20 protein-coding genes are annotated in these 26,660 nt (G+C 64.9%); 9 read left to right on the forward strand and 11 right to left on the reverse strand.

Annotated features, from left to right (window positions below):
- Positions 1-37: 37 nt before the first annotated feature.
- The 4 genes from ACIPW4_RS13455 (at position 38) to ACIPW4_RS13470 (ending at position 8,689) form a co-directional block, all read left to right on the forward strand.
- The gene (locus ACIPW4_RS13455) at positions 38-958 is read left to right on the forward strand and encodes a LysR substrate-binding domain-containing protein (RefSeq protein WP_400658524.1); all 921 of its coding nucleotides are present in this window, start codon (positions 38-40) and stop codon (positions 956-958) included.
- Positions 951-3,308 (forward strand): DNA polymerase II, encoded by a 2,358-nt coding sequence (locus tag ACIPW4_RS13460; RefSeq protein ID WP_400658526.1) that lies wholly within the window; start codon positions 951-953, stop codon positions 3,306-3,308. Before ACIPW4_RS13455 ends, ACIPW4_RS13460 begins: the two co-directional genes overlap by 8 nt.
- A 78-nt stretch (positions 3,309-3,386) precedes the next feature.
- A complete protein-coding gene (locus tag ACIPW4_RS13465) occupies positions 3,387-7,931 on the forward strand; it encodes an NEL-type E3 ubiquitin ligase domain-containing protein (protein WP_400658528.1) in 4,545 nt (1,514 codons plus the stop codon).
- Between the two features lie 206 nt (positions 7,932-8,137).
- On the forward strand, positions 8,138-8,689 hold the full coding sequence (locus tag ACIPW4_RS13470) for a DUF4174 domain-containing protein (protein ID WP_400658530.1): 552 nt from the start codon (positions 8,138-8,140) through the stop codon (positions 8,687-8,689).
- Here the strand turns inward: ACIPW4_RS13470 and ACIPW4_RS13475 are convergent, their stop codons facing one another.
- The 4 genes from ACIPW4_RS13475 to ACIPW4_RS13490 all read right to left on the reverse strand — a co-directional run bounded on the left by ACIPW4_RS13475 (position 8,690) and on the right by ACIPW4_RS13490 (position 11,983).
- A complete protein-coding gene (locus ACIPW4_RS13475) occupies positions 8,690-9,178 on the reverse strand; it encodes a DoxX family protein (RefSeq protein ID WP_400658532.1) in 489 nt (162 codons plus the stop codon). It lies immediately after the preceding gene.
- A 15-nt stretch (positions 9,179-9,193) separates the two neighbouring features.
- The gene (locus ACIPW4_RS13480; RefSeq protein ID WP_400658534.1) at positions 9,194-9,829 is read right to left on the reverse strand and encodes a ferric reductase-like transmembrane domain-containing protein; all 636 of its coding nucleotides are present in this window, start codon (positions 9,827-9,829) and stop codon (positions 9,194-9,196) included.
- Between the two features lie 127 nt (positions 9,830-9,956).
- Positions 9,957-11,246: a sensor histidine kinase gene (locus ACIPW4_RS13485; RefSeq protein ID WP_400658536.1), complete on the reverse strand. Its 1,290-nt coding sequence runs from the start codon at positions 11,244-11,246 to the stop codon at positions 9,957-9,959.
- Positions 11,243-11,983 (reverse strand): response regulator, encoded by a 741-nt coding sequence (locus ACIPW4_RS13490; RefSeq protein WP_400658538.1) that lies wholly within the window; start codon positions 11,981-11,983, stop codon positions 11,243-11,245. The genes ACIPW4_RS13485 and ACIPW4_RS13490 overlap by 4 nt, the downstream gene beginning before the upstream one ends.
- A 220-nt stretch (positions 11,984-12,203) precedes the next feature.
- Here ACIPW4_RS13490 and ACIPW4_RS13495 point away from each other — a divergent pair, with 220 nt between their 5' ends.
- Together ACIPW4_RS13495 and ACIPW4_RS13500 are read left to right on the forward strand one after the other, a co-directional pair.
- Positions 12,204-12,479 carry a DUF2790 domain-containing protein gene (locus tag ACIPW4_RS13495; RefSeq protein WP_400658540.1) on the forward strand — a complete coding sequence of 92 codons (276 nt, stop codon included), beginning with the start codon at positions 12,204-12,206 and terminating at the stop codon, positions 12,477-12,479.
- Positions 12,469-13,008, forward strand: coding sequence for a thioredoxin family protein (locus tag ACIPW4_RS13500; protein ID WP_400658542.1), 540 nt, complete (start codon positions 12,469-12,471; stop codon positions 13,006-13,008). Before ACIPW4_RS13495 ends, ACIPW4_RS13500 begins: the two co-directional genes overlap by 11 nt.
- A 113-nt stretch (positions 13,009-13,121) precedes the next feature.
- Here ACIPW4_RS13500 and ACIPW4_RS13505 read toward each other — a convergent pair whose 3' ends face one another.
- Positions 13,122-13,970, reverse strand: coding sequence for a shikimate dehydrogenase (locus tag ACIPW4_RS13505; protein WP_400658544.1), 849 nt, complete (start codon positions 13,968-13,970; stop codon positions 13,122-13,124).
- The gene (gene aroQ, locus ACIPW4_RS13510) at positions 13,967-14,416 is read right to left on the reverse strand and encodes a type II 3-dehydroquinate dehydratase (RefSeq protein WP_400658546.1); all 450 of its coding nucleotides are present in this window, start codon (positions 14,414-14,416) and stop codon (positions 13,967-13,969) included. The genes ACIPW4_RS13505 and aroQ overlap by 4 nt, the downstream gene beginning before the upstream one ends.
- Before the next feature lie 217 nt (positions 14,417-14,633).
- Here aroQ and ACIPW4_RS13515 point away from each other — a divergent pair, with 217 nt between their 5' ends.
- Genes ACIPW4_RS13515 through ACIPW4_RS13525 form a run of 3 tightly spaced genes read left to right on the forward strand, consistent with a single transcriptional unit; the run spans position 14,634 to position 20,230 of the window.
- Positions 14,634-15,887: a TolC family protein gene (locus tag ACIPW4_RS13515; RefSeq protein ID WP_400658548.1), complete on the forward strand. Its 1,254-nt coding sequence runs from the start codon at positions 14,634-14,636 to the stop codon at positions 15,885-15,887.
- A complete protein-coding gene (locus tag ACIPW4_RS13520) occupies positions 15,880-17,076 on the forward strand; it encodes an efflux RND transporter periplasmic adaptor subunit (RefSeq protein ID WP_400658550.1) in 1,197 nt (398 codons plus the stop codon). Before ACIPW4_RS13515 ends, ACIPW4_RS13520 begins: the two co-directional genes overlap by 8 nt.
- 16 nt (positions 17,077-17,092) lie before the next feature.
- A complete protein-coding gene (locus tag ACIPW4_RS13525; RefSeq protein WP_400658552.1) occupies positions 17,093-20,230 on the forward strand; it encodes a CusA/CzcA family heavy metal efflux RND transporter in 3,138 nt (1,045 codons plus the stop codon).
- A 132-nt stretch (positions 20,231-20,362) separates the two neighbouring features.
- Here the strand turns inward: ACIPW4_RS13525 and ACIPW4_RS13530 are convergent, their stop codons facing one another.
- The 5 genes from ACIPW4_RS13530 to uvsE all read right to left on the reverse strand — a co-directional run bounded on the left by ACIPW4_RS13530 (position 20,363) and on the right by uvsE (position 26,631).
- The gene (locus ACIPW4_RS13530) at positions 20,363-21,697 is read right to left on the reverse strand and encodes an MFS transporter (RefSeq protein WP_400658554.1); all 1,335 of its coding nucleotides are present in this window, start codon (positions 21,695-21,697) and stop codon (positions 20,363-20,365) included.
- Between the two features lie 160 nt (positions 21,698-21,857).
- Positions 21,858-24,005, reverse strand: a complete 2,148-nt coding sequence (locus ACIPW4_RS13535; protein WP_400658556.1) for a TonB-dependent receptor — start codon at positions 24,003-24,005, stop codon at positions 21,858-21,860.
- A 68-nt stretch (positions 24,006-24,073) separates the two neighbouring features.
- Positions 24,074-24,484 (reverse strand): DUF2946 family protein, encoded by a 411-nt coding sequence (locus ACIPW4_RS13540; protein ID WP_400658558.1) that lies wholly within the window; start codon positions 24,482-24,484, stop codon positions 24,074-24,076.
- Between the two features lie 114 nt (positions 24,485-24,598).
- Entirely contained in the window at positions 24,599-25,375 is a 777-nt protein-coding gene (locus ACIPW4_RS13545; protein ID WP_400658560.1) for a ParA family protein, read from the reverse strand.
- A 233-nt stretch (positions 25,376-25,608) separates the two neighbouring features.
- Positions 25,609-26,631 (reverse strand): UV DNA damage repair endonuclease UvsE, encoded by a 1,023-nt coding sequence (gene uvsE, locus ACIPW4_RS13550; RefSeq protein WP_400658562.1) that lies wholly within the window; start codon positions 26,629-26,631, stop codon positions 25,609-25,611.
- Positions 26,632-26,660 lie beyond the last annotated feature (29 nt).

Below are 26,660 nucleotides of genomic sequence, written 5' to 3' on the forward strand. Positions count from 1 at the left end.
GACCTACTATTAGTCTTACTCATGCTCTGGGGGCGCCATGTCGGAACGGATTCAAGCTTTGCACGCCCTGCGTGCCTTCGAGGTGGCCTCGCGCTACGGCTCGTTCACCCGCGCCGCCGAAGAACTGGCGCTGACCCAGGGCGCGGTCAGCCATCACATCAAGACCCTCGAATCCATGTTCGGCTGCGACCTGTTCGAGCGGCGCGGCCCCAAGTTGAGCCTTACCGAGCATGGGCGGCTGCTGGCCCAGGAGCTGAAGGTCGGTTTCAAGATCATCGAGAACGCCTGCGCGCTGCTGCGCCAGGACCGCTATGGCCTGCGCTTGAAAGCCCCCTCGACGCTGACCGTGCGCTGGTTGCTGAGGGCGCTGGACGGCTTCAAGAAGCTTGAAGACAACTGCAGCGTGCAGCTGTCGAGCGTGTGGATGGACATCGACTCGGTGGACTTCTACTCCGAGCCCTACGATTGCGCCATTCTCCTGGCCAACGGCCGCTTCCCGGCCGATGTCGAGAGCGTCAAGCTGTTCGATGAATGGTTGATTCCGGTATGCCACCCGGACTACATGGCGCCAGCACAGCCGGAGCTGGCCGACCTGCGCCAGTGTGAATTCCTCCACCCGTCGCCGGACCGCCGTGACTGGCGGCGCTGGCTGGCGCGCATGGATGCCCTGGACATCAGCATCGACCAGGGGCAGGTGTTCGATACCCTCGACCAGGGCATCTCGGCAGCACAACAGGGCCTGGGCATTTCCGTGGTCGACCTGGTGCTGGCCAGCGCCGACCTCACGGCCGGGCGCCTGGTGACGCCGTTCAAGCATGCAGTGTCGACCGGCGACGGCTACTACATGACCTGGCTCAAGAGCAGCCCCAAGGCACGGCAGATGCACAAGCTGCGTGACTTCCTGCTCAGCCGGGTCCCCCCATTGGGCTACAAGGACATCGACTACCTGTATGGCTGAAGAAGGCTTTGTCCTGACCCGGCATTGGTACGACACGTCCGAAGGCACCTGCGTGGAGTTCTGGCTGGCGACCGACGCCGGGCCTCGGTTGTTGCGCCTGGCTCCCCAGAAGTCAGTGGCATTCATCCCCCAGGCCCAGGCCGAGCACGCGCAGGTCTTGCTGGCCAAGGAGCAAGGCGTGCAACTCAAGCCGCTGCGCCTGAAAGACTTCGACCAGCGCCCGATGCTTGGCCTCTATACCCGCCAGCACCGTCAGCTGATGCAGATGGAACAGCGCCTGCGCACGGCCGGTATCGACGTCTTCGAGGCCGATATCCGCCCGCCGGAGCGCTACCTGATGGAGCGCTTCATCACCGCGCCGGTGCAATTCAGTGGCCAGCTGGACGAGCAGGGCGTGTACTGCGAGGCCCAGCTAAAGCCGTTGCCGGGCTACCGCCCGACGTTGCGCCTGGCATCGCTGGACATCGAGACCAGCGAGCGCGGTGAGCTGTACAGCATCGCCCTGGAAGGCTGCGGCCAGCGTCAGGTGTACATGCTCGGACCGGCCAATGGCGATGGCGCTGGTGTGGATTTCGACCTGCGCTACTGCGCTGATCGCGCCGAGCTGCTGACCTGCCTCAACCAGTGGATGGCCGAGCATGACCCGGATGCGATCATCGGCTGGAACCTGATCCAGTTCGACCTGCGCCTGCTGCACGAACACGCCAAGGCGCTGCAAGTGCCGCTGGCACTGGGGCGCAACGGTGCACCGATGACCTTGCGCAGCCATGCCGGCGGTGGCCATGTTTTCGCCGATGCCCCGGGGCGGCTGCTGATCGATGGCATCGAGGCGCTGCGCTCGGCGACCTGGAGCTTCCCATCGTTCAGTCTGGAGAACGTCGCCCAGACCCTGCTCGGCGAAGGCAAGGCCATCGATACGCCCTATCAGCGCATGGACGAGATCAACCGTCGCTTCGCCGAAGACAAACCCGCGCTCGCCCGCTACAACCTCAAGGATTGCGAGCTGGTCACCCGTATCTTTGCCCACACCCGGCTGCTCGACTTCCTGTTGGAGCGCTCGTCGGTCACCGGCCTGGCGGTGGACCGCAGTGGCGGCTCGGTGGCTGCATTCTGCCACCTCTATATCCCGCACATGCACCGCTTGGGTTTTGTCGCGCCCAGCCTCGGCAGCCGCCCCGACGAGGCCAGCCCCGGTGGCTTTGTCATGGATTCACGCCCGGGGCTGTACGACTCGGTACTGGTGCTGGACTACAAGAGCCTGTACCCGTCGATCATCCGCACCTTCCTGATCGACCCGGTGGGCCTGGTCGAAGGCCTGCGGCTGCCCGATGACGCGCATTCGGTGGAAGGCTTTCGCGGCGGGCGTTTTTCGCGCACCGAGCATTGCCTGCCGGCCATCGTCGAGCGCGTATGGCAGGGCCGGGAGGCGGCCAAGCGTGAGGGCAACGCACCGCTGTCGCAAGCGCTGAAGATCATCATGAATGCCTTCTACGGCGTGCTTGGCTCCAGTGGCTGCCGTTTTTTCGACCCGCGCCTGGCCTCGTCGATCACCCTGCGCGGCCATCAGATCATGCGCCAGACCCGCGCACTGATCGAGGCGCAGGGCTACGAGGTGATCTATGGCGACACCGACTCGACCTTCGTCTGGCTCAAGGGCGCCCATGGCGAAGAGGACGCTGCCCGGATTGGCCATGAGCTGGTGGCGCAGGTCAACCACTGGTGGCGCGAGCACCTGCGCATCACTCTGAACCTGAAATGCGCGATGGAGCTGCAGTACGAAGTCCATTATCGGCGTTTCCTGATGCCGACCATCCGCGGGACCGACGAGGGCAGCAAGAAGCGTTATGCCGGCCTGGTGCAGCGCGCCGATGGCAGCGAGGAGGTGGTCTACAAGGGCCTGGAGTCGGTGCGCACCGACTGGTCGCCATTGGCCCGGCGTTTTCAGCAGGAGCTGTACGGGCGGATCTTCCGTGGCCAGCCCTATCGCGATTACCTGCGCGAGTACGTGCGCCAGACCCTGGCGGGCGAGCTCGATGAGCTGCTGGTCTACCGCAAGCGCCTGCGCCGGCCGCTGGCCGACTACCAGCGCAACGTGCCGCCACACGTGCGTGCCGCGCGCCTCGCCGACGACTATAACAGCCGTATCGGCCGCCCACGGCAGTATCAGCGGGGCGGCTGGATCAGCTACCTGATCACCACCTGCGGCCCGGAGCCCCTTGAGAACCTGCAGGCGCCGATCGACTACGAGCACTACCTCAGCCGCCAGTTGCAGCCCGTGGCCGACGGCATCCTGCCGATGGTCGGTGATGATTTTGCCAGCTTGATCGACCAACAACTGCCACTGTTCTGACCGGGTGTTAAGCGGTCACCACAGCCGCCCGAAGCGCTGACGCTAGCCTGCCGTTTTTCATAGGCGGGAGAGGCGGCAATGCACAGCTTTAACGATAACCCTGACGGCCACACTGAAACCGCGGACCAGGCCTTGCAGGACCGGCTGCTGGCCGACCGTTTGCCCAGCTGGCTGCATGGCGCCAGTCTGCAGCAACTGCGCTGGCTTGGCGACGCCATGAGCCTGAGCCTGTATTTCACCCAGCGGGCCAAGGCGGTGCTTGCCACTATCAGCAGCCTGGAGGCATTCGCCCAGCCAAGATTACAACTGGCGATGGATCAGGCCTGCGGTGCCGGTCATGACGTCACGCGCCTGCAACTGCGCTGGGGGCACCGTGAACCGGTGGTGACGTCCCAGCCAATCGGCTATCCAGTCACCGAGGCGGTCTACCGGCAGATTCCTTTGCTGGAGGCGGCGCTTGGCAACTTCACCCAACTCGAGGCCAGCAGTGACGGGGAACTGGCAGGCAACCGCCTGATCGATCCGGATGACCCTACACGCAAGCTGCCCAGTGCCGCGCGCTTTGCCGCGATCTGCCGGGAACTGGACATTGGCGGTCAGTACCAAAGGCATCTGGATGCCTGCTTGCAGCCGCCTGGGCCTACCGAGAACGGCACCGGTGAACAGCGTTTGCAGGTGCTCTCGCTGTTCGCTCGCGCTCACCGTTACAGCATGCTCGCCGATGCCCATGTCGGCTTGATCAAAGGGGCATTGAACGAAGTGGAGCACCAGTTGCTGGTAAACCTTTGCGGGTTGCATCAGCCGCTCACCCTGGAGGGGCGACCGGTGCAGGCCAAGTACTTGAACCTGTTGGGCTGCCAGATGCAGCAGATACTCGTGCTCGATGTTCGCGACGAAACCTACAGCCCCGTGTACACCTCCAGCAGCCGGGTGCTGGTGCACATCCCGGGCGACCCGTACGCACCGTGGCAGGCGTTCGCCGACCTGCGCCGTTTCGCCAACGCCTTGGGCAAGCGGTTACGCACGCCAGCCTACCAGCGCTTTTTCGCGCGGTTCGTTCGCCGTCGCGACAGCCAGGCGTTCTTCAGCGCCGTCGCGGCATGCTACGACGGGCTTTCGGACCTGGCCAACGCTGACCTCGAAGAACGCCTGCACACCTGCCCGACGCCGCTGTTCGATGCACTGGCGCAGGCCAGGGTCAGGCAAATCAAGGACGATGCCGGCATGATCGCGATGGCCACCGCGGCCGTCGATCATGAGGTACGCCAGGCCCACGCGCAGCGGCTGACCGCCGAAGGCTGGACGTTACTGACCCTGGCTGGGCTGTTCGTGCCGGCGCTGGGCCTGGGAATGCTGGCGCTGACCGCCTGGCAGATCCTGGGCGAAGTGTTCCACGGTATCGAGGCTTGGCACGAGGGGGACAGTGCCGAGGCGCTCGAGCAACTGGTCAATGTCGCCACCGATGTCGCCTTGGTAGCCGCCACTGCGGCGGGCGTTCAAGGCGTACGCACGCTCTGGGCGCGTTCGAAGTGGGTCGACAGTTTGGTGCCGGCACGGCTCGGCGATGGCAGGCAATGCCTGTGGCACGACGACCCCGCGCCGTATCGTAGCGCCGCGCCTGGGGTGCAGGCGGTGCGTGACGAGGCGGGCATTTATCGTCATGGGGACCATGCCTGGGTCGAGATGGAGGGGCATCATTACTCGGTCGAACAACACACGGACGATGGCCATTGGTACCTGCGCGCGCGCTCCGGTTACGGTCCCAGGCTCTGCCATAACGGCGCGGGTGCCTGGCGGCTGTGGAGCGAGCAGCCGGCGCAGTGGGCGAGCACGCCACGGCTGTTCCGGCGCCTGGGGGGTGTTTTCGGCCAACTCGACGACCAGCAGATTGACTCGGCGATGCTCACCCACGACCTGGACGCCAGCCAGTTGCGTGCGTTGCATGTTTATGGGCAAGCCCCCGATGCCCAGTTGCTCGACAGTGTGACGCGCTTTGCCATCGACCGTCGCCTGCAGGTGCTGAGCGAAGGGCTGCGCGAGGGGCGCAACACCGGCGATCGCGAAGCGCTGATGAAGCTGCTGGACATGGCGGCAGGTTCGACCCTGGATGACGCCGGGCTCGCCGAACTGGCGACGCTGCGCCGGCGGGCGCTGTTCCAAGGGCTGTACGAAGCCGCACAGCCGGAACCGACCCCGGCCTCGTTGTTGCTGCGTCGGCAGTTTCCGGGTTTGCACGAGTTGGCGGCACGCGCGCTGTTGCATGATGCCACGCTTGCCGAACGCACCGCCCTGGACGCACAACAGCGCGTACCGCTGCGCCTGGCCTTGGCCGCCCGTGCCAGGGTTGGCCAGATTCGCCTGGTCAGGGCGCTCGAAGGTCTATACCTGGACGCCCCGCAGACTGCCGACCTGGCGCGGCTTGCTCTGGGCTTGAGCGAAGGCTTGCCGGGTGCGTCGCAAGGGGCGAGCTGGCGCCTGTTCGAGGGCTCGAGGCAAGGGCCGCTGCTTGCGCAGGCCGGGACGCAAGAGGCCGGCAAGGTCGTCGACCTCGTGCATGCTGATGGGCAGTTCCAGTTGTTTGACGCGCAGGGGCACTTGTTGGCGGGGCCTGGCGAACTGTTCGAGGTCATGGCCTTCGCCTATGACGAGGCGCAGCGGGGCATCATGGATGTGGGCCAGCCTTTCGCGGCCAACCTGCGAGTGCGGTTGGCCACCCTGGCAGGGGCGCGCAGGTCGCAGCTGGGTCATCTGCTGGGCCAAGCCCCTGCACAGGGTTGGTTCCGGCTGCCACAGCGCCTCGATGGCGGGCGTCTGGGCTATCCGCTCAGTGGCCGCGGGCATGGACGGGCTCAGGCACTTTACGCCATGGTTCGCTCGGTTTACCCAAGCTTCGATGAGGCGCAGATCGAAGCCTGGCTGGCACAGGTTCGCCAGATAGGGCGGCAGGTCGAGGACGAGGTATCGCGCCTTCAGGCGCAGCTGGCAGCGTTGCACAGCAACCTGAACAACTGGTGTGCATTGGCCGGGTCGCGCCAGGAACGGGTTGACAGGCGCAGCTTAGCCGAGGGCTTGCTTGATTGCTGGCAGCGCATTTCGCCCAGGGTCCGCGGTGGGCTGCCGATTGCCTATCGGCTGACCATCCGCGATCTTGCCTTGTCCAGCTTGCCGGACCTTCCCGAGAGCGTGAGTTTCGCCCATGTGCGCGAGCTTTCGATGGTGGCCGTGGGCATCAGCGATGTGCCGAACGGGTTCTTGCATGCCTTCCCGGCCGTACGCATCCTGGAACTTGCCGGTAATCGCCTGGCCCGGTTGCCGTCTGGCCTTGGGCACCTCAGCCTGCTGCGGGAAATGGACCTGTTCGGCAACCAGATCGTGCTCGATGATGCGCAAGCCCGCCAATTGGCACGGTGTACGCACCTTCAATACTTGAATCTGTCTTTCAATCCACTGGGGCGCGCTTTGTCGGTGCAAGGCCTGTCACGGCTGCGGCGTCTGCACCTGCGTGCCACCGGTCTGGAATCGCTGCCCAGGGGGGTGCTGGCCAACTTCCAGTTGGTGCTGGCCGATCTTCGGGATAACCGCATCGCCAGCCTACCGGGTGACTTCTATCGGGCTCCGGCCTGGGTCAGCCGTAACATACGCCTGGACGGCAACCCGCTGGATGACGCCAATACGGCAAGGTTGCGCGCGTTCATGCAGGAGCATGGCTGGATTGTCGACGAAGAGCAGCCCAGCGACTCGAGCGGCGTCCGTCAGCGTTGGCTGGACGCTGCGGACAGCCTCGAACGTACCGATCAGTCGTCGATGTGGGACGAGATCGAGATCCACGAAGGCTGCCAGGATTTCATCAGTCTGCTCGGCCGCCTCTTGCAAACCGCTGAATATCAGCAGCGTGGTCAGGCCTTGGCCACCCGGGTTTTCACCATGCTCAGGGCAATGTGCGAGCACGATACCCTGCGCCAGGAGCTGTTCGCTCAGGCCAGCCTGCCGGTGACTTGCCAGGACAGCGCCTCGCTGGCATTCAGCGGCCTGGAGTTGCGCATGCTGGTTTGGCGTGCGCGGGTCGACGCCGCAATCGGGGGAGAGCAGGCGGCATTCATGCGTCTTGCTCGTCAGTTGTGGCGTCTGGATGAAGTCGACCGGATCGCCCAACGCGACTATGAAGCCCGACGAGCTGAAGGGGCCGACCCGGACCAGATCGAGGTGGTGCTGGCGTACCGGGTTGGCCTGCGGGTACCGCTGGCCTTGCCTGCCCAACCCAGCGACATGTTGTTTGCCGAGGTTGCCGGGCTGGATCAGGCGCGTATCGACGAGGCACGAGACGACGTGCTGGCTCACGAGACGCCTGAGCGCCTCAGCCAGGCCCTGGTCGGCCGTGACTTCTGGTGCGAGCACCTGCTGCAGGCCAATGCGGCTCGCTTCGAGTCGCTTGATAGCGCCTTCCATTCCCGGGTCGAGGCGTTGATGAATGCCGTCGAGGGCATGCCCGAAGGGCGTTATCTAGAAGAGATGAAGCATGTGCAGGTCGAGCGCGAGGTGGCACGGCGGGCATTGCTGCTGAGGCTCACACGTCAGGCCATGGGTGACCATCTGGAGCCGTTGGATCCGCCCCAGGGCCATTAAGGCAGGCGCTGCCGCCAAGGTCTTGGACTATGCTCACAGCACGGAAACAAGTAGCTTTGGCTGTAGGATGTTTCTGGGTTTGCCCCGGAAACCGGCTGTTACCTTTGGCTCAAGCGCGAGCCTGCCCGGCTGGTTTAGGCTCGCAGGCCGGATCTTTCTCCCTGATCCGTAGTCTTTGGTTCTATCGAGAGAATAAGGAGATACGCATGCTCGTCCGGTCACTGACCCTTGCCACCTTGCTCGCTGTAGCCGGTCCACTGTTCGCTGCCGACAGCGATGCGCCGCTGGCCAAGGAAGTAGGCAAGGCCAGGCCCTTGGTAATCATAGCGCCCAGCAGCGCCGACCCGACCTTGCGCGGCCTGAACGATGCGCTCAAGGACCCGGCCACCCAGGCGAAGTTCAAGGAGCGCAAGCTGGTGCTGTACAGCGTCGCCCAGATGATGGGCAAGCGAGAAGACAAGAACCTCGAGCAGCAGACCACCATGGCCTTGATCCGCGAACTCAAGCTGGGCGCCAGCAAGGGTACCAAGGTGATACTGGTCGGCATGGATGGTGAGCGCCACGTGCTCAAGGATGATGAGTCGGGGGAGAAGATGGACACGCAGGCGATCTTTAAAGCCGTCGATGAGCTGCCTGCCAGTGAAAAAGCAGCGACTGCGCCAGAACCTGTGGCGGCTGTACCTGAACCCAAGGCCAAGGACAGCAAACCGGCCAAACCCGCCAAGCCTGCTGCCCCGCCCAAGCCCCTGGAAGACTGATCAGCGCAGCAGCCGGGCCTTGAGCCAGTGATCCAGGCTCAGGCGCCCGGCGCCTTTGAGCAGCAAGGGCAACAGCGCCACCAGGTAGATCAGCGGCAGCTTGAAGTTGCCGTAGCCCTGGTCGGTGATGGCGTAGCCCTGAGCCAGTTCCGCAAGGCTGGACCAGTGCGCGGGCCAGTGCACTGCGGCAATCGCCACCACGGTCACCACCATCAACCCGGCCGCTGCCAGGCGCGTGCCCAGGCCCAGTAACAGCAGCAGTGGCAGGAGCAATTCTGCCCACATCGACAGCTGCCAATTCAGCTGCGCAGGCAACAGGTCGAAGGGAAACGGGAAGTTTGCCTGGATATCCGCGAACCAGTTGCTGCCGTTGAACTTCTCCAGCCCTGACTCGAAGAATTCCCAGGCCAGGAAAAGCCGCAAGGGCAGGTCGGCGCTCCAGCTGCCGAAACGGTCGAACGTGTGCAGGGAACGGGTCAATGTAGTCATGTCGGTCATCTCGATTCAGGAAAGTGAAGAGGTGGAAGGTGCTGTCGTGACGCGGCGCTGGTAGCTGGCCAGCTTGGCGGTCAGCTTCAGGGCAACGGCAGCGAACATCACGGCGAAGGCCAGCGGATACCAGCCCCCCATGGGGATGCGCTTGTAGAACGACAGGCAGAACACTGCTGCCAGGACCCACATGCCGGTGCTGTGCAAGGCCTTCCAGGCGCGGCTGCCAAGCAGGCGCATCGGGGCCTTGAACGAAGTCAGGGTGAGCAGCAGGAGGAACAGGTAGCCAATGCTGCCCGGCAAGCTGGAAGTAGCGGTGCGCCCCGCCCAGAACAGTTCGGGGAACTGCTGGGCGTAGCGGTAGATCAGCAGGCCGTGCACGGTGTGCGAGAAAGCAAAGGCCAGGCCCAGGTAGCGCCGTTCACGGAGGACGCGTCGGCTGCCGGGCCCTGGCAGGAAGGCCACCAGGGACGAGGCCAGGAACGTCAGCACGAACAGGGCAAAGGAACTGCGTGCCGTGGCACGGATGGCGCTGCGCAGGCCGTCCGAACCGAGTGGCTGGGCGGCCAGGACCAATGCGGTCATCAGCAGGGTCAGGCCGGCGAGGGTGGCGAACAGCTTCCAGCCGGAGGGCACGGTGAGGGCTTTCATCGGTGGGTCTCCCGAGGTGTCGTTGTGTGACCGGGAGTGTGCTGGGGTGGGGTATCTGCAGTGTGTCGGCGATCAGGTCATTGTGTATCACTGTGTAGCGCAGGCCCTTCAGGCCTGCGCCGGGCATTCAGGCATTCAGCTCGATCTGCACACACAGCCCGCCACTGTTGCGGTTGCTCAGGGTCAGCCGGCCGCCCATGGCCTGGATCAGCTGATGAGCGATGGCCAGGCCCAGGCCAGTGCCGCCGGTACTGCGGTTGCGCGAGCTTTCGACGCGGTAGAACGGCTTGAGCACTTCGTCCAGTTCTTCGGGGGGGATGCCCGGCCCGTCATCCAGTATGCGGATCAGGGTTCTGCCGTGCTCGCGGCTGACCTCCAGCTGGGCCTTGCCGGCAAATTTCAGGGCATTGTCAACCAGGTTGACCAGTACCCGGCGCAATGCATGCGGGCGTGTTTCCAGCAGACTGCCGGTAATGCCGTGCCGCTCCACCTGGGCGCCGCTGTCCTGATAGTCGAACACCACGCTGTCGAGGAAGGCGTCGAGGTTGATACGGCAGGGCACCTCGGTGTTGATGTCCATGCTGCGGGCATACGCCACGCCTTCGCGAACCAGGTGTTCCATGGCGTCCAGGTCATGCCAGAGCTTGTCCTTCTCGACGCCGTCGTCCATTACTTCGACCCGCAGTTTCATGCGTGTGATCGGGGTTTGCAGGTCGTGGGAAATGGCTGCCAGCAATTGCATGCGCTCTTTCAGGTAGGCGGCGATGCGTGCCTGCAAGGCATTGAACGCCACGGCGGCATACTTCACCTCGCGCGGGCCGCTTTCATCCAGCAGCACGCCGGGCTTGTCCGGGTCGAGGTCATCCACCGCCTGGGCCAGCCGGGTCAGCGGCCCGATGGCCAGGCGCACGGCCAGCCAGGTGCACAACAGCAACACGGCCAGCTGGATCAGCAATACCAGTGGAAGCCAGCGCGCCACCGGCACGGGAGCCGGCGTGACATCGATGGTCAGCGGTGCACCATCGGCCAGGCGCAGGTGAGTCTGGAAGTGCGCATTCGGGCCGGGAATCTCCAGAAAGGTCAGGCGGTACTGGCTGCCAATGGCCTTGACGATCGATTCGGCGGCCATGGGCGGGTCGTCGCTCGGCATCGCTTTACCGACCAGGCCTGCGTCCAGCCGGTAACGGTAGGTGCGCCGCTCCAGGCGCGGCAGCCAGGCGGCGCGCTCGGCAGCGGGCAGGCGGTCGAGGATGGCGACCGAGGTGGCGACGTCCAGCTCCAGGTTGCTGAGCATCATCGAGCGGCTGCTGATGTAGCGTTCGTACGCTTGCAGGCTGAACGACAGACCGTAGGCCAGCACCAGCCCTGTGAAGAAAATCAGCGCCAGGCGCGAGGCGAGGGTGTGGGGCCACTTCATGACGGTGACTCGATCAGTTGCACGGCCAGCGAGAACACATAGCCCTCACTGCGCACGGTCTTGATGCAGCTGGGTTCGCGGGCGTCATCGCCCAGGCGCTGGCGCAGGCGGCTGACCAGCAGGTCGATGGAGCGGTCGAAGATGTCCGCTTCGCGGCCCTGGGTCAGGTTCAGCAGCTGCTCGCGGCTCAGGACCCGCTGCGGGTGGTCGAGGAACACCCGCAGCAGGCGGTATTCGGCGCCGCTCAGGGCCACCAGAGTGCCTTCGTTGTCGAGCAGGTGGCGGGCAGTGGTGTCCAGGCGCCACTGGCCGAAGGCGAGCAGCCGGCTGCTTTCGCTGATGGTCAGGTTCGGCGGCAGCATGCGTGTGCGGCGCAGTACGGCATTGATGCGGGCCAGCAGTTCGCGGGCAGAGAACGGCTTGGTCAGGTAGTCGTCGGCGCCCATTTCCAGGCCGATGATGCGGTCGGTCTCGTCGTTGCGCGCCGTCAGCATCAATACCGGTGTGTTGCGGTGCTTGCCGGCACGCAGTTCGCGGCACAGCAGCAGGCCGTCGTCGCCGGGCATCATGATGTCGAGGACGATCAGGTCGACGCTGTTGGCTTCGAGGAAGGCGCGCATCTGCCGGCCGTCGGCGACGATGCTGGTGCGCAGGCCGTTCTTCTTCAGGTAGTTGCCGACCAGTTCGCGGATCTCACGGTCGTCGTCGACGATCAGAATGTGATCGACATGTTCCATTCGCGGCGTTCCTGTTCAAGGGGAGTGGGGGCAGTGTACCGAGCGCGTTGCTGCTTGCCTGTGGGGTTTTGTATTGCAGTGTATCTGCACTGTGTACAGATACAGGAGGAAGCAGATCACAGGCCGAGGTGACACATGCGGGATACCTGGCAAGGCTGAAATGGCTCTCGACCGGGGAGCATAGATCCCCATCCCGAAAGTGTTGCCAAGGAGAGATGCCATGAACTTCAAGACTATCGCCAGCGCCAGCCTGTTCGCCGTGCTCAGCTTCGGTGCCGTTGCTGCCAACGCCAGCTCCACCTCGATGAACGACGCCAGCGTCATGCAGTACCGTTACGGTGACCAGCTGGATGTGAAGCGGGTGCTGTCGGTGAAGGATGACCAGAGCAGTGCCTGTGGCCCGGTCAACACGCGTATGGATTACATCAACTCCAAAGGCCAGCATGAGAGCGTCGAGTATCGCACCTACGCCACGAGCGGTTGCCATGACAATTGATCGCCGGCTGCTGCTGAAAGTGGGGGGCGTGGCCTTGGCGCTGGCTGGCCTGGGCCTGGCGGGTGGGCAATTGATGGCCCGCGACAGCTACGGCGCCATGCCGGCGTTGTCCGGGGCCAGCCAATGGCTCAACTCGGCGCCGCTGGACAGTCAGGCGCTTAAGGGCAAAGTGGTGCTGGTGGACTTCTGGACCTGGGACTGCATCAATTGCCAGCGCAGCCTGCCGCATGTCAACGACTGGGCGCGGCGCTATGCCGACCAGGGATTGGTGGTGGTGGGCGTGCACACGCCGGAGTATGACTACGAAAATGACGTGGGGCAGTTGAAGAGCAAGGTGGCCAGCCTGGGCATCAGCTACCCGGTGGCGGTGGATAATGATCACCAGGTGTGGAATGCCTGGGGCAATCAGTTCTGGCCGGCGCATTACTTTGTCGATCGCCAGGGCCAGGTGCGGCATGTGCACTTTGGTGAGGGCGACTATGCCGGACAGGAGAAAGTCATACAGGCGTTGCTGGATGAGAAAGGGTAGATCGGTGTTGCCTTCTTCGCGGGTAGACCCGCTCCCACAGGCCCTTCACAGACACGAGGGCTGTGGTGCTCCTGTGGGAGCGGGTTTACCCGCGAAGAAGGCGGTGCGGTCTATCAGGAGAAGCTTGCGAAATGCGCCTGCATCCGCTCGGCATCCGCCTGCCTGCCACTGAACAGCTCGAACGCCTTCACCGCCTGGAACACCGCCATGTTGCTGCCATCCAGCGTGCGGCAACCCAGTTCCCGTGCTGCTTTGAGCAGTTCGGTCTGCAACGGGAAATAGATGATCTCAGCCACCCACAAGCGTGGGTGCAGATACGTCACCGGCAGTGGCGTACCGGGCAGTTTGGCCATGCCGACCGGCGTGGTATTGACCAGGCCATCCGCCTCGGCCACTTCCCCAGCAAGGTCCGTTCCCAGCAGTGCCCGGCCGACACCGAAATGGCCATTGAGGTTGTCGACCAGCGCCTGGGCGCGCGCCGCATCCACTTCGAACAGCACCAGTTGCTCGACCCCTTCGCTCAGTAGCGCATGTGCCACCGCCGAGCCGGCGCCGCCAGCGCCCATCTGCACCACGCGCCGGCGCGGCACGTCCGGCAGGCCACGGCGCAGGCCTTCGGCAAAACCCAGGCAGTCGGTGTTGTGGCCCACCCGCTTGCCGTCCTTGAGCACCACGGTGTTCACGGCGCCAATCCCCCGTGCCTCGTCCGACAGCTCATCGAGCAGCGGCAGGATCGCCTGCTTGAACGGGTAGGTGATATTGAGCCCGGTAAAACCGGTGTGCTGGGCGGCATCGAGCAGCTGCGCCAGGGCGCTGTCTTCGAGCTGCAACTGGTCGGCGTCGATCAGGCGGTAGAGGTAGCGCAGCTGCTGGGCGTCGCCCTCGTGCTCGTGCAGGGCAGGGGTGCGCGACAGCTGGATGCCACGGCCGATCAGGCCGGCAAGGATGGCTGGCTGGCTCATGCGCGCGGCTCCCGGAGCATTTCGGCAAAGTGGCTCAGGGCCATGCGGTAGCCGTGGCTGCCCAGGCCGCAGATCACGCCGACGGCAATCGACGAGATGAACGACAGGTGGCGGAACGGCTCGCGCTTGTGCACGTTGGACAGGTGCACTTCGATGACCGGCAGTTCGCTGGCCACCAGGGCGTCGCGAATGGCGACCGAGGTGTGTGTCCAGGCACCGGGGTTGATCACGATACCGGCGCAGCGACCGCGGGCGGCGTGGACCCAGTCGATCAGTTCGCCTTCGTGGTTGGTCTGGCGGAATTCGATTTCCAGGCCTTGGGCGTGGGCCGTGTCGGCGCAACCCTGGGCCAGGTCGGCGAGGGTTTCATGACCATACTGGGAGGGCTCGCGGGTGCCCAGCATGTTCAGATTGGGACCGTTGAGCACAAGAATGAGGGGCTTCATGACGGGCATCGCTTTGTTGTTGTTGAATACCTCTATGTTTGTACTGGGTGGTTAATTGCGTCAATTGGCTCAGGTGTCGCAGGGGGGCAAAGTGGGCGATTACCGGACTGATTTGTCGCCGCAGGCGGATGACAGAATTGTAATGTTCACGCCACCGCCCTGATAACCGCCTGTCCCTACAGTTCCTCGCCAACGCTCGCCGACGAGGACGCCCGAATTGCCTACCCCCCGCAAGATCGCCTTGCTCAGCCTGTTGCTGGCAGCCACCGCCAGCGCCCAGGCCGGGCAGGGCATGAGCCTGCCCGAGGCGCTGAGCGCCGCCTTTGCCAGCAACCCCGAACTGGCCGCAGCCGCTCGCGAAATCGGCATCGCCGAAGGCGAGCGGCGCCAGGCCGGGTTGATCCCCAACCCGGAACTGGCCTGGGAAATGGAAGACACCCGCCGCGACACCAGCACCAGCACCGTGACCCTCAGCCAGCCACTGGAGCTGGGCGGCAAGCGCGGTGCGCGGATCGCGGTGGCCGGCGCCGGTCAGGCCATTGCCCAGCTGGACCTCGAGCGCCAGCGCAACGGCCTGCGTGCCGATGTGGTCCAGGCCTATCACGCGGCCCTGCGTGCGCAGACTGCGGTGGAACTGGCGCAGCAGTCGCGGGCGCTGACCGAACGCGGCTTGCGGGTGGTGCAGGGGCGGGTCGGCGCGGGCCAGTCATCGCCGGTGGAAGCCACCCGCGCGCAGGTGCAGCTGGCCCAGGCCCAGGCCGAGGAACGTCGCGCCGAAACCCAACGCACGGTGGCCTATCAGACGCTGGCACGCTTGACCGGCAGCCCGCTGGCGACCTTCGACCTGCTGCAGGCAGAGCACCTGTCACCCGGCCAGGCCCCTTCAGCCGACACCTTGCTCGACCAGGTCGAACAGACCGCCGAATGGCGCCTGGCAGCCGCCCAGGTCGAGCGCGGCGAAGCGTCGTTGGGCTCGGAAAAGGCCCTGCGCATTCCCAACCTCACCGTTAGCGTCGGCAGCCAGTACAGCCGCGAAGCGCGCGAACGGGTCAATGTGGTCGGCCTGTCAATGCCCTTGCCATTGTTCGACCGCAATCAGGGCAACGTACTGGCCGCCGCACGCCGTGCCGACCAGGCCCGCGACCTGCGCAATGCGGTCGAACTGCGCCTGCGCAGCGAAACCCGCAGCGCCATCGATCAGTGGCGAACAGCGATGCAGGAGGTGCAGGCCTACGACCGCACCATCCTGCCGTCGGCGCAGCAGGCCGTGGACACCGCAACCCGTGGCTTCGAAATGGGCAAGTTCGCCTTCCTCGACGTGCTCGATGCCCAGCGCACGCTGATCGACGCGCGCGGGCTGTACCTCGAGGCGCTGGCAGCGGCAACCGATGCACGAGCGCAGGTCGAGCGGATCTACGGCGACCTTGAGGGCCTGAGCACAAAACCGAACAGCAGGAGCAACAATGACTAACCCCCGCAAACTCGCTCTCCTGGTCGCTGCCCTTGCCGTTCTCGGCGTGGGTGGCCTGGCCTGGACCGGCAACCTTGGCCAGGCCAGCAACGGCGAGGCCGGCCATGACGCGCATGGCGACGATGGCCACGGCCACGGCAACGATGGCGACGAACAGCACGAGGAAAAGGAAGGCGCACTGCACCTGTCGACCGCTCAGATCGAGTCGGCTGGCATTCAGCTGGCGGCCGCCGCCCCTCGCGAGCTCGGCACCGCCATCAGCTTCCCCGGCGAAATCCGCTTCGACGAAGATCGCACGGCCCATGTGGTGCCACGGGTACCGGGGGTAGTCGAAGCGGTGCAGGCCGAGCTCGGCCAGGCGGTCAAGCGCGGCCAGGTGCTGGCAGTGATCGCCAGCCAGCAGATCTCCGACCTGCGCAGCGAGCAGCAGGCCGCCCAGCGCCGCCTCGAACTGGCGCGCCTGACCCTCCAGCGCGAGCAGCAGCTGTGGCAGGAGCGCATCAGCGCCGAGCAGGACTACCTGCAGGCACGCCAGGCCTTGCAAGAGGCCGAGATCGCACTGGCCAATGCCCGACAAAAGGTGGCCGCAGTGGGCCCCGCCGGTGCCGGAAACCGCTATGAGCTGCGTGCCCCCTTCGATGCTGTGGTGGTGGAAAAGCACCTCACCGTGGGCGAAGTGGTCGACGAAACCAGCAATGCCTTTACCCTGTCCGACCTGAGCCGGGTCTGGGCCACCTTCGCAGTCGCACCGCGCGACCTGGCCCGGGTCACCACGGGGCGCAGCGTGACCGTCAGCGCGCCGGACCTTGGCGCCGAAGTCCAGGGCAAGGTCAATTACGTCGGCAGCCTGCTCGGGGAACAGAACCGCGCCGCCACAGTCCGCGCCACCCTGGCCAACCCCGACGGTGCCTGGCGCCCCGGACTGTTCGTCAACGTTGCGGTCGATGTCGAGCGCTTCAATGCCGCCGTGGTCGTGCCCGAGAGCGCCTTGCAGAACTGGGAGCAGCAGACCGTGGTGTTCGCCCGCACCGACGAAGGTTTCGAGGCCCGCCCGGTGAAGACCGGCCGCCGTGAGGCTGGCCAGGTGGAGATCACCGCAGGCCTGGCAGCCGGCACCCAGGTGGCTGCCGCTGGCAGCTTCGTCCTCAAGTCCGAGCTCGGCAAGGCTTCTGCCGAGCACAGCCATTGATCGCGGGGACGCTTGCATGTTCGAACGCCTGATCCAATTCGCCATCGAGCAGCGCCTGGTGGTGATGCTTGCCGTGCTGCTGATGGCTGCCGTGGGTATTCACAGCTATCAGAAGCTGCCGATCGATGCTGTGCCTGATATCACCAACGTCCAGGTGCAGATCAACACGGCCGCGCCCGGTTATTCGCCGCTGGAGACCGAGCAGCGCATCACCTTCGCCATCGAGACGGCCATGGCCGGCCTGCCGGGCCTCAAGCAGACCCGCTCGCTGTCGCGCTCGGGCCTGTCCCAGGTCACGGTAATCTTCGACGATGGCACCGATGTCTTCTTCGCCCGTCAGCTGGTCAACGAGCGCCTGCAGGTGGCCCGCGAGCAGTTGCCCGAAGGCATCGAGGCCAGCATGGGCCCGATTTCCACGGGGTTGGGGGAAATCTTCCTGTGGACCGTGGAGGCCGAGCCGGGCGCACTCAAGGATGACGGTACGCCCTACACGCTGACCGACCTGCGGGTGATCCAGGACTGGATCATCAAACCGCAACTGCGCAACGTGCCCGGCGTCGCCGAGGTCAACAGCATCGGCGGCCATGCCAAGCAGTACCTGATTGCGCCCGAGCCCAAGCGCCTGGCGGCCTACAAGCTCACCCTCAACGACCTGGTCGCGGCGCTGGAGCGCAACAATGGCAACGTCGGTGCCGGCTACATCGAGCGCAATGGCGAACAGTTGCTGATCCGCGCGCCGGGGCAGGTGGCCTCGGCCGAGGACATTGCCAACATCGTCATCTCCAGCGTCGATGGCACGCCGATCCGCGTCAGCCATGTCGCCCAGGTTGGCCTGGGCGAAGAGCTGCGCTCCGGCGCGGCCACCGAGAACGGCCGCGAAGTGGTGCTGGGCACGGTGTTCATGCTGATCGGTGAAAACAGCCGGACGGTGTCCCAGGCGGTGGCGGCCAAGCTTGCCGAGATCAACCGCAACCTGCCCAGAGGCGTGGTCGCGGTGACGGTCTACGACCGCACCCACCTGGTGGAAAAAGCCATTGCCACGGTGAAGAAGAACCTGGTCGAAGGCGCCATCCTGGTGATTGCCGTGCTGTTCCTGTTCCTCGGCAACATACGCGCCGCACTGATCACGGCCATGGTCATCCCGCTGTCGATGCTGTTTACCTTCACCGGGATGTTCAGCAACAAGGTCAGTGCCAACCTGATGAGCCTCGGCGCCCTGGACTTCGGCATCATCGTCGATGGCGCGGTGGTGATCGTCGAAAACGCCATCCGCCGCCTGGCCCATGCCCAGCAGCGTCACGGCCGCATGCTGACCCGTGCCGAACGCTTCCACGAAGTGTTCGCTGCCGCCCGCGAGGCGCGTCGGCCGCTGATCTACGGGCAGTTGATCATCATGGTGGTGTACCTGCCGATCTTTGCCCTGACAGGGGTCGAAGGCAAGATGTTCCATCCGATGGCGTTCACCGTGGTGATGGCACTGCTGGGTGCCATGATCCTTTCGGTGACGTTCGTGCCTGCGGCCATCGCGCTGTTCGTCACCGGCAAGGTCAAGGAAGAAGAAGGTGTGATCATGCGCACCGCTCGCCAGCGCTATGCCCCGGTGCTCGGGTGGGTGCTGGGGCGGCGCAGGCTGGCGTTCACTGCCGCCGCCGGGCTGGTGCTGCTGTCCGGAGTCATGGCCAGCCGCATGGGCAGCGAGTTCATCCCCAGCCTCAGCGAAGGCGACTTCGCCTTGCAGGCGCTGCGCGTGCCAGGCACCAGCCTGTCGCAGTCGGTGGACATGCAGCAGCGCCTGGAGCGGGCGATCATCGCCCAGGTGCCGGAAGTGGAGCGGGTCTTCGCCCGTACCGGCACCGCCGAGATCGCTTCCGACCCGATGCCGCCGAACATCTCCGATGCCTATGTGATGCTGCGCCCGCAGGCGCAGTGGGGTGATCCGGGCAAGCCACGCGAGGTGCTGATTGCCGAGGTGCAGCGCGCAGCCGCCAGCGTGCCGGGCAGTAACCACGAGCTGTCGCAGCCGATCCAGCTGCGCTTCAACGAGCTGATTTCCGGCGTGCGCAGCGATGTGGCGGTGAAGGTGTTCGGGGATGACATGGACGTGCTCAACCGTACCGCTGCGCAGATCGCCAGCCGCTTGCAGCAAGTGCCAGGCGCTTCGGAAGTGAAGGTCGAGCAGACCACCGGCCTGCCGGTGCTGACCATCGACATCGACCGCGACAAGGCCGCGCGCCACGGCCTGAATGTGGGGGACGTGCAGGACGCCATTGCCATTGCAGTCGGTGGGCGCACGGCGGGCACGTTGTATGAAGGCGATCGCCGTTTCGACATGGTGGTGCGGCTGCCGGAAACCCTGCGTACAGATGTCGATGGCCTGGGTAGCCTGCTGATTCCGGTACCCGCCAGCGCCGCAGCCGGTACCGCACAGATCGGCTTCATCCCGCTGTCGCAGGTGGCCACGTTGAACCTGCAGCTGGGGCCTAACCAGGTCAGCCGCGAGGATGGCAAGCGCGTGGTGGTGGTCAGCGCCAACGTGCGTGGGCGCGACCTGGGCTCGTTCGTCGAGCAGGCCGCGCAGACGCTGCGTGAGCAGGTGCAGATCCCGCCGGGCTACTGGACCCGTTGGGGCGGCCAGTTCGAGCAATTGCAGTCGGCGGGCGAACGCCTGCGGGTGGTGGTGCCGGTGGCGCTGCTGCTGGTGATGGCATTACTGCTGATGATGTTCAACAATCTCAGGGATGGCCTGCTGGTGTTCACCGGGATTCCATTTGCCTTGACCGGCGGGGTGCTGGCGCTGTGGCTGCGGGATATCCCGCTGTCGATTTCAGCAGGGGTGGGCTTTATTGCCTTGTCGGGCGTGGCGGTGCTCAATGGCCTGGTGATGATTGCCTTTATCCGTAACCTGCGTGAAGAAGGGCGCAGTTTGCGTGCGGCGGTCGAGGAGGGCGCGTTGACGCGCCTGCGGCCGGTGCTGATGACTGCATTGGTGGCGTCGTTGGGGTTCATTCCGATGGCCCTGGCCACAGGGACCGGGGCCGAGGTGCAGCGGCCGCTGGCGACGGTGGTGATTGGCGGGATTCTGTCTTCGACGGCGCTGACCTTGCTGGTGTTGCCGGCCTTGTATCAATGGGCATACAGGCGCGAAGAGGATTGAGATTGCCGGGGCTGCTTCGCAGCCCATCGCAGGCAAGCCAGCTCCTACAGGTACAGCGCCGTGCTTGAGGCAGATGCTGTACGTGTGGGAGCTGGCTTGCCTGCGATGGGCCGCAGAGCGGCCCCAGCGATCTCAACGCGAAGCACGGACCACAGGGCTCTCATCGCCCCCCGCTTCATCATGCAACGATATCCGCGATGTCTCCGGCAGCGCCAACCCGCCTGCCAGCGCCACCAGCGCAATCACCACCAGGTAGAACGCCGGTGCCAGGCTGCTGCCGGTCTGCCCGATCAGCCAGGTCGCCACCAGCGGCGCAGTCCCGCCAAACAGAGTGTAGGCCACGTTGTAGGTGATCGCCGAAGCGGTATAGCGGGTGCGGGTCGGGAAGCTTTCCGATAGCAACGCCGCCGTCACCACGCCACTGCACAGCGCTCCCACCGCCAGCAGGATCACGCCCAGCAGCGCTCCCGACATCGAACCGGAGCTGGCCAGCCAGTAGGCCGGGAACACACAGACCATCACCCACAGGCAGGTAAAGCCAATGGTCTTGCGCCGCCCGACCCGGTCCGAGAAGGCCCCGGCCAGCGGGCAGCCGACGGCAGCGAACAGCAACGCCACGGTGGTCACCAGCAGCGACTGGGCACGGGTCAGGTTGCCGACCAGTTGCAGGTAGGTGGCGAAGTAGGTGGTGAACATGTAGAACGACAGCGCGGTCAGCGAGATGAACATGCCCAGGTTGCGAATCGCACGGCCGTGGTTGCGCAGGGTCTCCTTGAGCGGCGAATGATCATGTGCCTTGCCCTGGGCGATGGCTTCGCGGAACGCCGGGGTTTCCTCCATGCGCCAGCGCAGAAACAGGCCCACCAGCCCCAACGGCGCTGCCACCAGGAACGGGATGCGCCAACCCCAGGCTGCCATCGCCTCTGCCGACAGGCTGGCTTCCAGGCCATAGGCGATCACTGCGGCGCAAGCAAAGGCAGAGAAGGTCGACACTGGCACGAAGCTGCCATAGAACGCACGCTTGTTCTGCGGCGCATGTTCCATCAGGTAGGCGCAGGCGCCGGCATACTCGCCACCGGCCGAGAAGCCCTGCAGGCAACGCGCCAGGGTCAGCAGTGCAGGGGCGGCAAGGCCGATGCTGGCGTAGGTCGGCAGCAGGCCGATCAAGGTGGTGGAGCCGGCCATCAGCAGGATGGTCAGCGACAGGATGCGCTTGCGCCCAAGGCGGTCGCCGAGCGCGCCGAACACGATGCCGCCGAGGGGGCGCAAGGCGAAAGCCACGGCAAACACGGCGAAGGTCTTGAGCAGGGCGACACTGGCATCTTCGCTGGCGAAGAACTGGCTGGCGATCAGCGTGGCAAGGAAGCCATAGACCGCGAAGTCGAACCATTCGACGAAGTTGCCGATGGCCGAGGCGGCAATGACCCTGCGCAGGGTGGCGGGGGATACCTCATGCGATGCAGACATACGGAAGCTCTCCGGTTTCCATCGGCAGCCTGAATGAATGTGGCGCGCTCAGGGCGCGCCATCGTTGTTGTCAGGGCCAGTAGACCGGGTAGAACAGTGGGCTGCTTCGTTCAGGACGACATCGGGATATCCGTTTTGACCGCCGGAACACACTTGACCGTCAGAAGCGCAGGTCCAGCGCCACCTCGAACGTGCGCGGTGCCCCCATGTAGTACTGCAGCCCGTAAGCCTGCTTGGCATACACCTCATCGGTCAGGTTGCGCACCCGGCCGGTGATCGTGGTGTGTTCATCCAGCCGATAGCGGGCAAAGGTGCCGAACAAGTTATAGGCCGGTGCCTTCAGGGTGTTGGCATTGTCGGCGTACACCGAACCGACATAGCGTGCATCCACTCCCGCCGACCAGGCCGAGGTCAAGCTATAGGTCAGCCACAGGTTGGCGACATTGGCCGGCACGTTGACCGGGTTGTTGCCCTTGCGCGATACCGACACACCGTTGACCGCTTCGTTGAACGCATCGTACTGCGCGTCGACATAGGCATAGTTGCCCTCGGCCAGCAGCTTGGGCGTGACCTGCAGCCGCCCGGACAGCTCGATGCCACGTGACGTCTGCTGCCCGGCCTGGACGGTCAGGTTGGGGTTGCTCGAATCGCGCACGGCAAAGTCCTTGCGCACGATCTGGTACAGGGCCACGGTCGCCGCGCCGCGCCCCTCGAGGAAATCGAACTTGCTGCCCACTTCCCATTGTTCGCCCTTGGACAGGTCGAAGGTGGCGACGTTGGCGTAGGTGGCCGCCGCCAGCGAACCGGCTGGCAGGTCGGCGGCGGTGCTGTACTGGGCGTAGACGCTGGCCGAGGGTGTCAGTGCGTAGGTCAGGCCGATGCGCCCGGACAGCGGCTCCCAGCGCCGTTCGAAGAACGCGGGCGAAGTCGGTGTCACCGCGCCGTAGTTGGTCACCTCCATGTCCAGGTAGTCGTAACGCAGGGCCGTGAGCAAGGCCAGGCGTTCGGTCAGTTGCAGGCGGTTCTCGGCGAACACCGCACGGTTGCTGGTGACATGCCGGCGCTGCTTGGTCAGCCCGGCATTCACTCCGGGGATGTCGTAGAAGCTGCCTGGTTCGAAGTGGTCCGGGTCGACCACATCGGTCCAGCTTCCGGAGGTCGGGTACACGCTCTGGCGCATGTGCGAGTAGTCCAGGCCCAGCGACCACTGGCTGGCCAGGCCGAACAGCTGATTGTCATGGCGCAGTTCGATGCGGTCACCCAGCACGCTCTGTTCGTGGCGCTGCAGGTAGGGGCTGGCACGCTGCACATTGCCGCCGCTGGTGTAGCTGTAGCGCTCGACATTGCGGTAATCGCGCTGGGCGCTGTAGTGGTACAGGGTGTTGTGCACGCTGGTGCTGTCGTTGACCTGGTAATCGAGCATCGAGCGCAGCCAGCGCACCCGCTGCTCGTAGCGCCCGTCGCCGACGTTGTAGTTCTCGAAGCGGCGGCTGTTGTCGATCTTCATGGTGCTGCGCCCCGGCAGGATCGGTGCGCCCCAGTACGGGCTGTCTTCGCGGTCCTCCTGGTACTCCAGCGCCAGGGTATGGGTCAGGTCGGGGGCCAGGTCGCTGAGCAGGGAAAACGCCAGGCTGTCGGTCTTGCGCTGGTTGCGGTCGATGTAGCCGTTGCCGTCGGTATGGCTGAAGTCCAGGCGCATGAAGTGACGGGCATCGGCCGGGTTGCTGGCCAGGGCCTGATTGATGCCGAAGGCCACTTCCGAGTCGTCGTAACTGCCGTAGCGCACGCGGCCATCGATGATCTGCTGGTCGCGGCTGGCGGTCTTGGTGATGTAGTTGATCGAGCCGCCCACGGCCCCTGCGCCATGCAGGAAGGAGGAGGGCCCGCCAAGCAGCTCGACGCGGTCCAGCATCCAGGCATCCACCGGCCGCGTGGCGCTGCTGTAGCCGAGGTTGATGCCGTTGTAGAGCTGGCTGACCTGGTTCTGGGTAAAGCCGCGGTAGCTGACGAAGCCGCCGTAGCCGGGGTTGGCCGAGGCGTTGACGCCGGTCATGGCGTTGATCACATCCTGGCTGTCCTTGGCGCCACGTTCTTCAATGATGCGCCGGTCCGATACGCTGACCGAGGCCGGTGTTTCCCGTGCTGTGAGGCCTAGTCGCGAGCCGGTGTGGATCGGCTCGTCCAGTTGCACGCCGGAGGGTGCATCGCGGTCGCCATCGACGGTGGTGGCGCTGAGTTCGACGGCATCATCCGCCCAGGCGAAGGTGCAGGTGCCCATGAGGAGCACCAGGGAGGTATTGCGGAACATGTTGTTGGGTCTTCCACGCAAAGGTCATGGCTGACGGCGAGCACGCAGGCAGGCGCACCCGGCTGACGTCAGGCGAAATGATCGAGGGCTGCGGGGGTGTGGGCAGGGGGCGCGCGGGGCGTGAGGGCAGGGCGTTGGTAACGGGGCGGCGGTTGCGCCCAGCTGCGCACGACGATGGGCGAGGTGGCAGCGGTTTGTGCTGGGCCGAACCACCAACCGCCGCTGGCGAGCGGCACGGCCAGGCCGAACGAGGAGCACACCGGGCAGTCGAGCTGCGCCATGTGCGAGTCGCCACCGGCACTGTCGAGGTCGATGGCCACGCCATGCTCGCTGTTGATCGAGCAGTAACCGCCTTCCAGCCCGGCCAGGCGCAGCCCGCCCATCTGGCCGTGGTGCAGGCCGCACAGCAACAGGCTGAACAGGACGCTGGCGTAGAGCGTCCAGGCAGTCAGCGTGCGGGTGTGCCGGGTGAGGTTCATGGCGGCGAATCTATCACCCGGACGAACGGCAGGGTAGTCTTTTGAGTGCAGCGTCTGGGGGCTGCTTTGCAGCCCAATCGCGACGCAAGGCCGCTCCCACAGGGTTGTCGCAGTTCAGGCCGCGCGTTCGAGCACGTCCAACAGCTCGACGAATTCCTGCGCCAGTTTGTGGCGTGGCGCCATGTGCACCAGCGGTACCGAAACCTGGTGCGATTCGCGCATCTTGATCGAGCTGCTGAGGTACACCGGCAGCACCGGCAAGCCTTCATTGCGCAACTGTTCGACCAGGGTCTGGTGCAGCGCGGTGCGCCCGGCGAACTGGTTGACCACCACGCCTTCCACCTGCAGCGCCGGGTTGTGGTCCTGGCGCAGGTCCTCGACCTCGGCCATGACGCTCAGCAGCGCGTGGCGCGAGAAGCTGTCGCAGTCGAACGGAATCAGCAGGCGTTCGGCGGCCACCAGGGCGCTGAAGGTGTAGAAGTTCAGCGCGGGCGGGGTGTCGATGTAGATCCGCTCGTAGTCCTCGCCCAGCTCCACCAGCAGCTTGCGCAGCTTGTTGATCTTGAACTTGCTCTCCAGCTTGCTCTGCAGATCGCTGAGGTCGGGGCTGGCGGTCACCAGGTGCAGGTTGTCGTAGCGGGTTTCGGTGATCGCCACGCGGTGCTTCTTGCCTGAGGCGGTCACTGGCGAGAGGGTCTGGCGGAAGAAGTCGGCGATGCCGGCGGGGATGGCGTCGTCGGTCAGCCCGGTGAGGTAGTAGGTGGCATTGGCCTGCGGGTCCAGGTCGACCAGTAATGTGCGATAGCCTTCGGCGGCGCTGGCCGCGGCAAGGTTGCAGGCGATGCTCGATTTGCCGACGCCACCTTTCTGATTGAAAACCACACGACGCATGAGACGCTCATCCATGAAGAGGGAAAATGTCAGGTTGGGGTCAATCCTATGACTGAAACACGACAGATTTATGACAAGTCTTGAAACAATAGTTAAGTTCATCTTTTTTGAACTGCAAGCGGTCTGTTCCGGCCTCTTCGCGGGCAAGCCCGCATACAGATACTGCGCATCACTCGAGGGCAATGTTGTCCCTGTGGGAGCGGGCTTGCCCGCGAAGGCCGGAACAGGAGAACTCAGTTCGCCGGTTCGACATAGCGCCGGTAGTAGTCCCAGGTCGCCAGGTTCTTGTCCTTGGCCTCGAACATGATGTCGAAACGATCGACAAACTGCAGGGCGTAGCGGTTGGTCCAGTCGTTCCACATCTGCGCGCTGTGCGCATACAGGTCACGCTTGTTCACCTTCTCCAGCAACGCCGGGATGGTCAGCTTGCAGTCAGCGTCGAAGCCCAGCGCCATCAAACTCTCCGGCGGCTGTGAATAGTGCATGGTCGGCCGCACTCCGCGCCAACTGTCGATGACCCGTGCCACGCGCGGGTCGTGCGGGCTGATGTAGTCACCCTCGTGGATCCAGCAGTGGTGAATATCCAGCACTACCGGCGCAAGGTCGGCCAGTGCCAGGCAGTCGTCGACGCCATAGGTCTTTTCGTCGTTCTCGAAGGTGATCACGTTGCGCGCCACCTGCGACAACCTTGGCCACACCTGGCGCACACCGGCAGCGCCAAGGCGCCCGGCGATATGCACATTGCACTTGAAGTCCTGAAAGCGCTGGCCGAAGCCCATCATGCGGATCATGTCGGCGTGAGACTCGAATTCGGCCAGGCTGTTTTCCACCACCTCAGGGCGGTCCGAGCCGAGCACGCAGTACTGGCCGGGGTGGAATGACAGGCGGATGTCCTGCTCCTGGGCCAAGGTGCCGATGGCCGCGAAGCGTTCTGTCATCAGGGCCTGAAATTCGGCGTCGCCATAGATCGGCGCGACGCTGGGGTGGCTGTAGAGCGGCAGCAGATCACTGCTCAGGCGCACCATGTGCAGCGTCGGCGGCAGTTCGCCGACATAGGCCAGCAGGCGCAGTTGCGCATCGAGATTGTGCTGCACCAGCTCCAGCAGCTTGGCCCGGGCCGCTTCCCGAGTCGCGCTGGACAGCCAGCGCAGCGTAGTGGTGCGCGGGTTGAAAGTGCGCTCGATGGCCTCCAGCGCTTTCACCGACAGGCTGCGGTGAGGGTGGCGGTACATGCAGGCGAAGCCGAGGCGGGGCATGGTCGGTCTCCCAGAGGCAGGATGTTCGT

Source organism: Pseudomonas sp. NPDC089996 (genome assembly GCF_044748405.1).
Lineage (GTDB): Bacteria > Pseudomonadota > Gammaproteobacteria > Pseudomonadales > Pseudomonadaceae > Aquipseudomonas.

Excerpts from the sequence above, each read along its gene's own strand:
- ACIPW4_RS13455 (WP_400658524.1), top strand. The coding sequence starts at position 38 with ATGTCGGAACGGATTCAAGCTTTGCACGCCCTGCGTGCCTTCGAGGTG.
- ACIPW4_RS13460 (WP_400658526.1), top strand. The coding sequence starts at position 951 with ATGGCTGAAGAAGGCTTTGTCCTGACCCGGCATTGGTACGACACGTCC.
- ACIPW4_RS13465 (WP_400658528.1), top strand. The coding sequence starts at position 3,387 with ATGCACAGCTTTAACGATAACCCTGACGGCCACACTGAAACCGCGGAC.
- ACIPW4_RS13470 (WP_400658530.1), top strand. The coding sequence starts at position 8,138 with ATGCTCGTCCGGTCACTGACCCTTGCCACCTTGCTCGCTGTAGCCGGT.
- ACIPW4_RS13475 (WP_400658532.1), bottom strand. The coding sequence starts at position 9,178 with ATGACTACATTGACCCGTTCCCTGCACACGTTCGACCGTTTCGGCAGC.
- ACIPW4_RS13480 (WP_400658534.1), bottom strand. The coding sequence starts at position 9,829 with ATGAAAGCCCTCACCGTGCCCTCCGGCTGGAAGCTGTTCGCCACCCTC.
- ACIPW4_RS13485 (WP_400658536.1), bottom strand. The coding sequence starts at position 11,246 with ATGAAGTGGCCCCACACCCTCGCCTCGCGCCTGGCGCTGATTTTCTTC.
- ACIPW4_RS13490 (WP_400658538.1), bottom strand. The coding sequence starts at position 11,983 with ATGGAACATGTCGATCACATTCTGATCGTCGACGACGACCGTGAGATC.
- ACIPW4_RS13495 (WP_400658540.1), top strand. The coding sequence starts at position 12,204 with ATGAACTTCAAGACTATCGCCAGCGCCAGCCTGTTCGCCGTGCTCAGC.
- ACIPW4_RS13500 (WP_400658542.1), top strand. The coding sequence starts at position 12,469 with ATGACAATTGATCGCCGGCTGCTGCTGAAAGTGGGGGGCGTGGCCTTG.
- ACIPW4_RS13505 (WP_400658544.1), bottom strand. The coding sequence starts at position 13,970 with ATGAGCCAGCCAGCCATCCTTGCCGGCCTGATCGGCCGTGGCATCCAG.
- aroQ (WP_400658546.1), bottom strand. The coding sequence starts at position 14,416 with ATGAAGCCCCTCATTCTTGTGCTCAACGGTCCCAATCTGAACATGCTG.
- ACIPW4_RS13520 (WP_400658550.1), top strand. The coding sequence starts at position 15,880 with ATGACTAACCCCCGCAAACTCGCTCTCCTGGTCGCTGCCCTTGCCGTT.
- ACIPW4_RS13525 (WP_400658552.1), top strand. The coding sequence starts at position 17,093 with ATGTTCGAACGCCTGATCCAATTCGCCATCGAGCAGCGCCTGGTGGTG.
- ACIPW4_RS13530 (WP_400658554.1), bottom strand. The coding sequence starts at position 21,697 with ATGTCTGCATCGCATGAGGTATCCCCCGCCACCCTGCGCAGGGTCATT.
- ACIPW4_RS13535 (WP_400658556.1), bottom strand. The coding sequence starts at position 24,005 with ATGTTCCGCAATACCTCCCTGGTGCTCCTCATGGGCACCTGCACCTTC.
- ACIPW4_RS13540 (WP_400658558.1), bottom strand. The coding sequence starts at position 24,484 with ATGAACCTCACCCGGCACACCCGCACGCTGACTGCCTGGACGCTCTAC.
- ACIPW4_RS13545 (WP_400658560.1), bottom strand. The coding sequence starts at position 25,375 with ATGCGTCGTGTGGTTTTCAATCAGAAAGGTGGCGTCGGCAAATCGAGC.
- uvsE (WP_400658562.1), bottom strand. The coding sequence starts at position 26,631 with ATGCCCCGCCTCGGCTTCGCCTGCATGTACCGCCACCCTCACCGCAGC.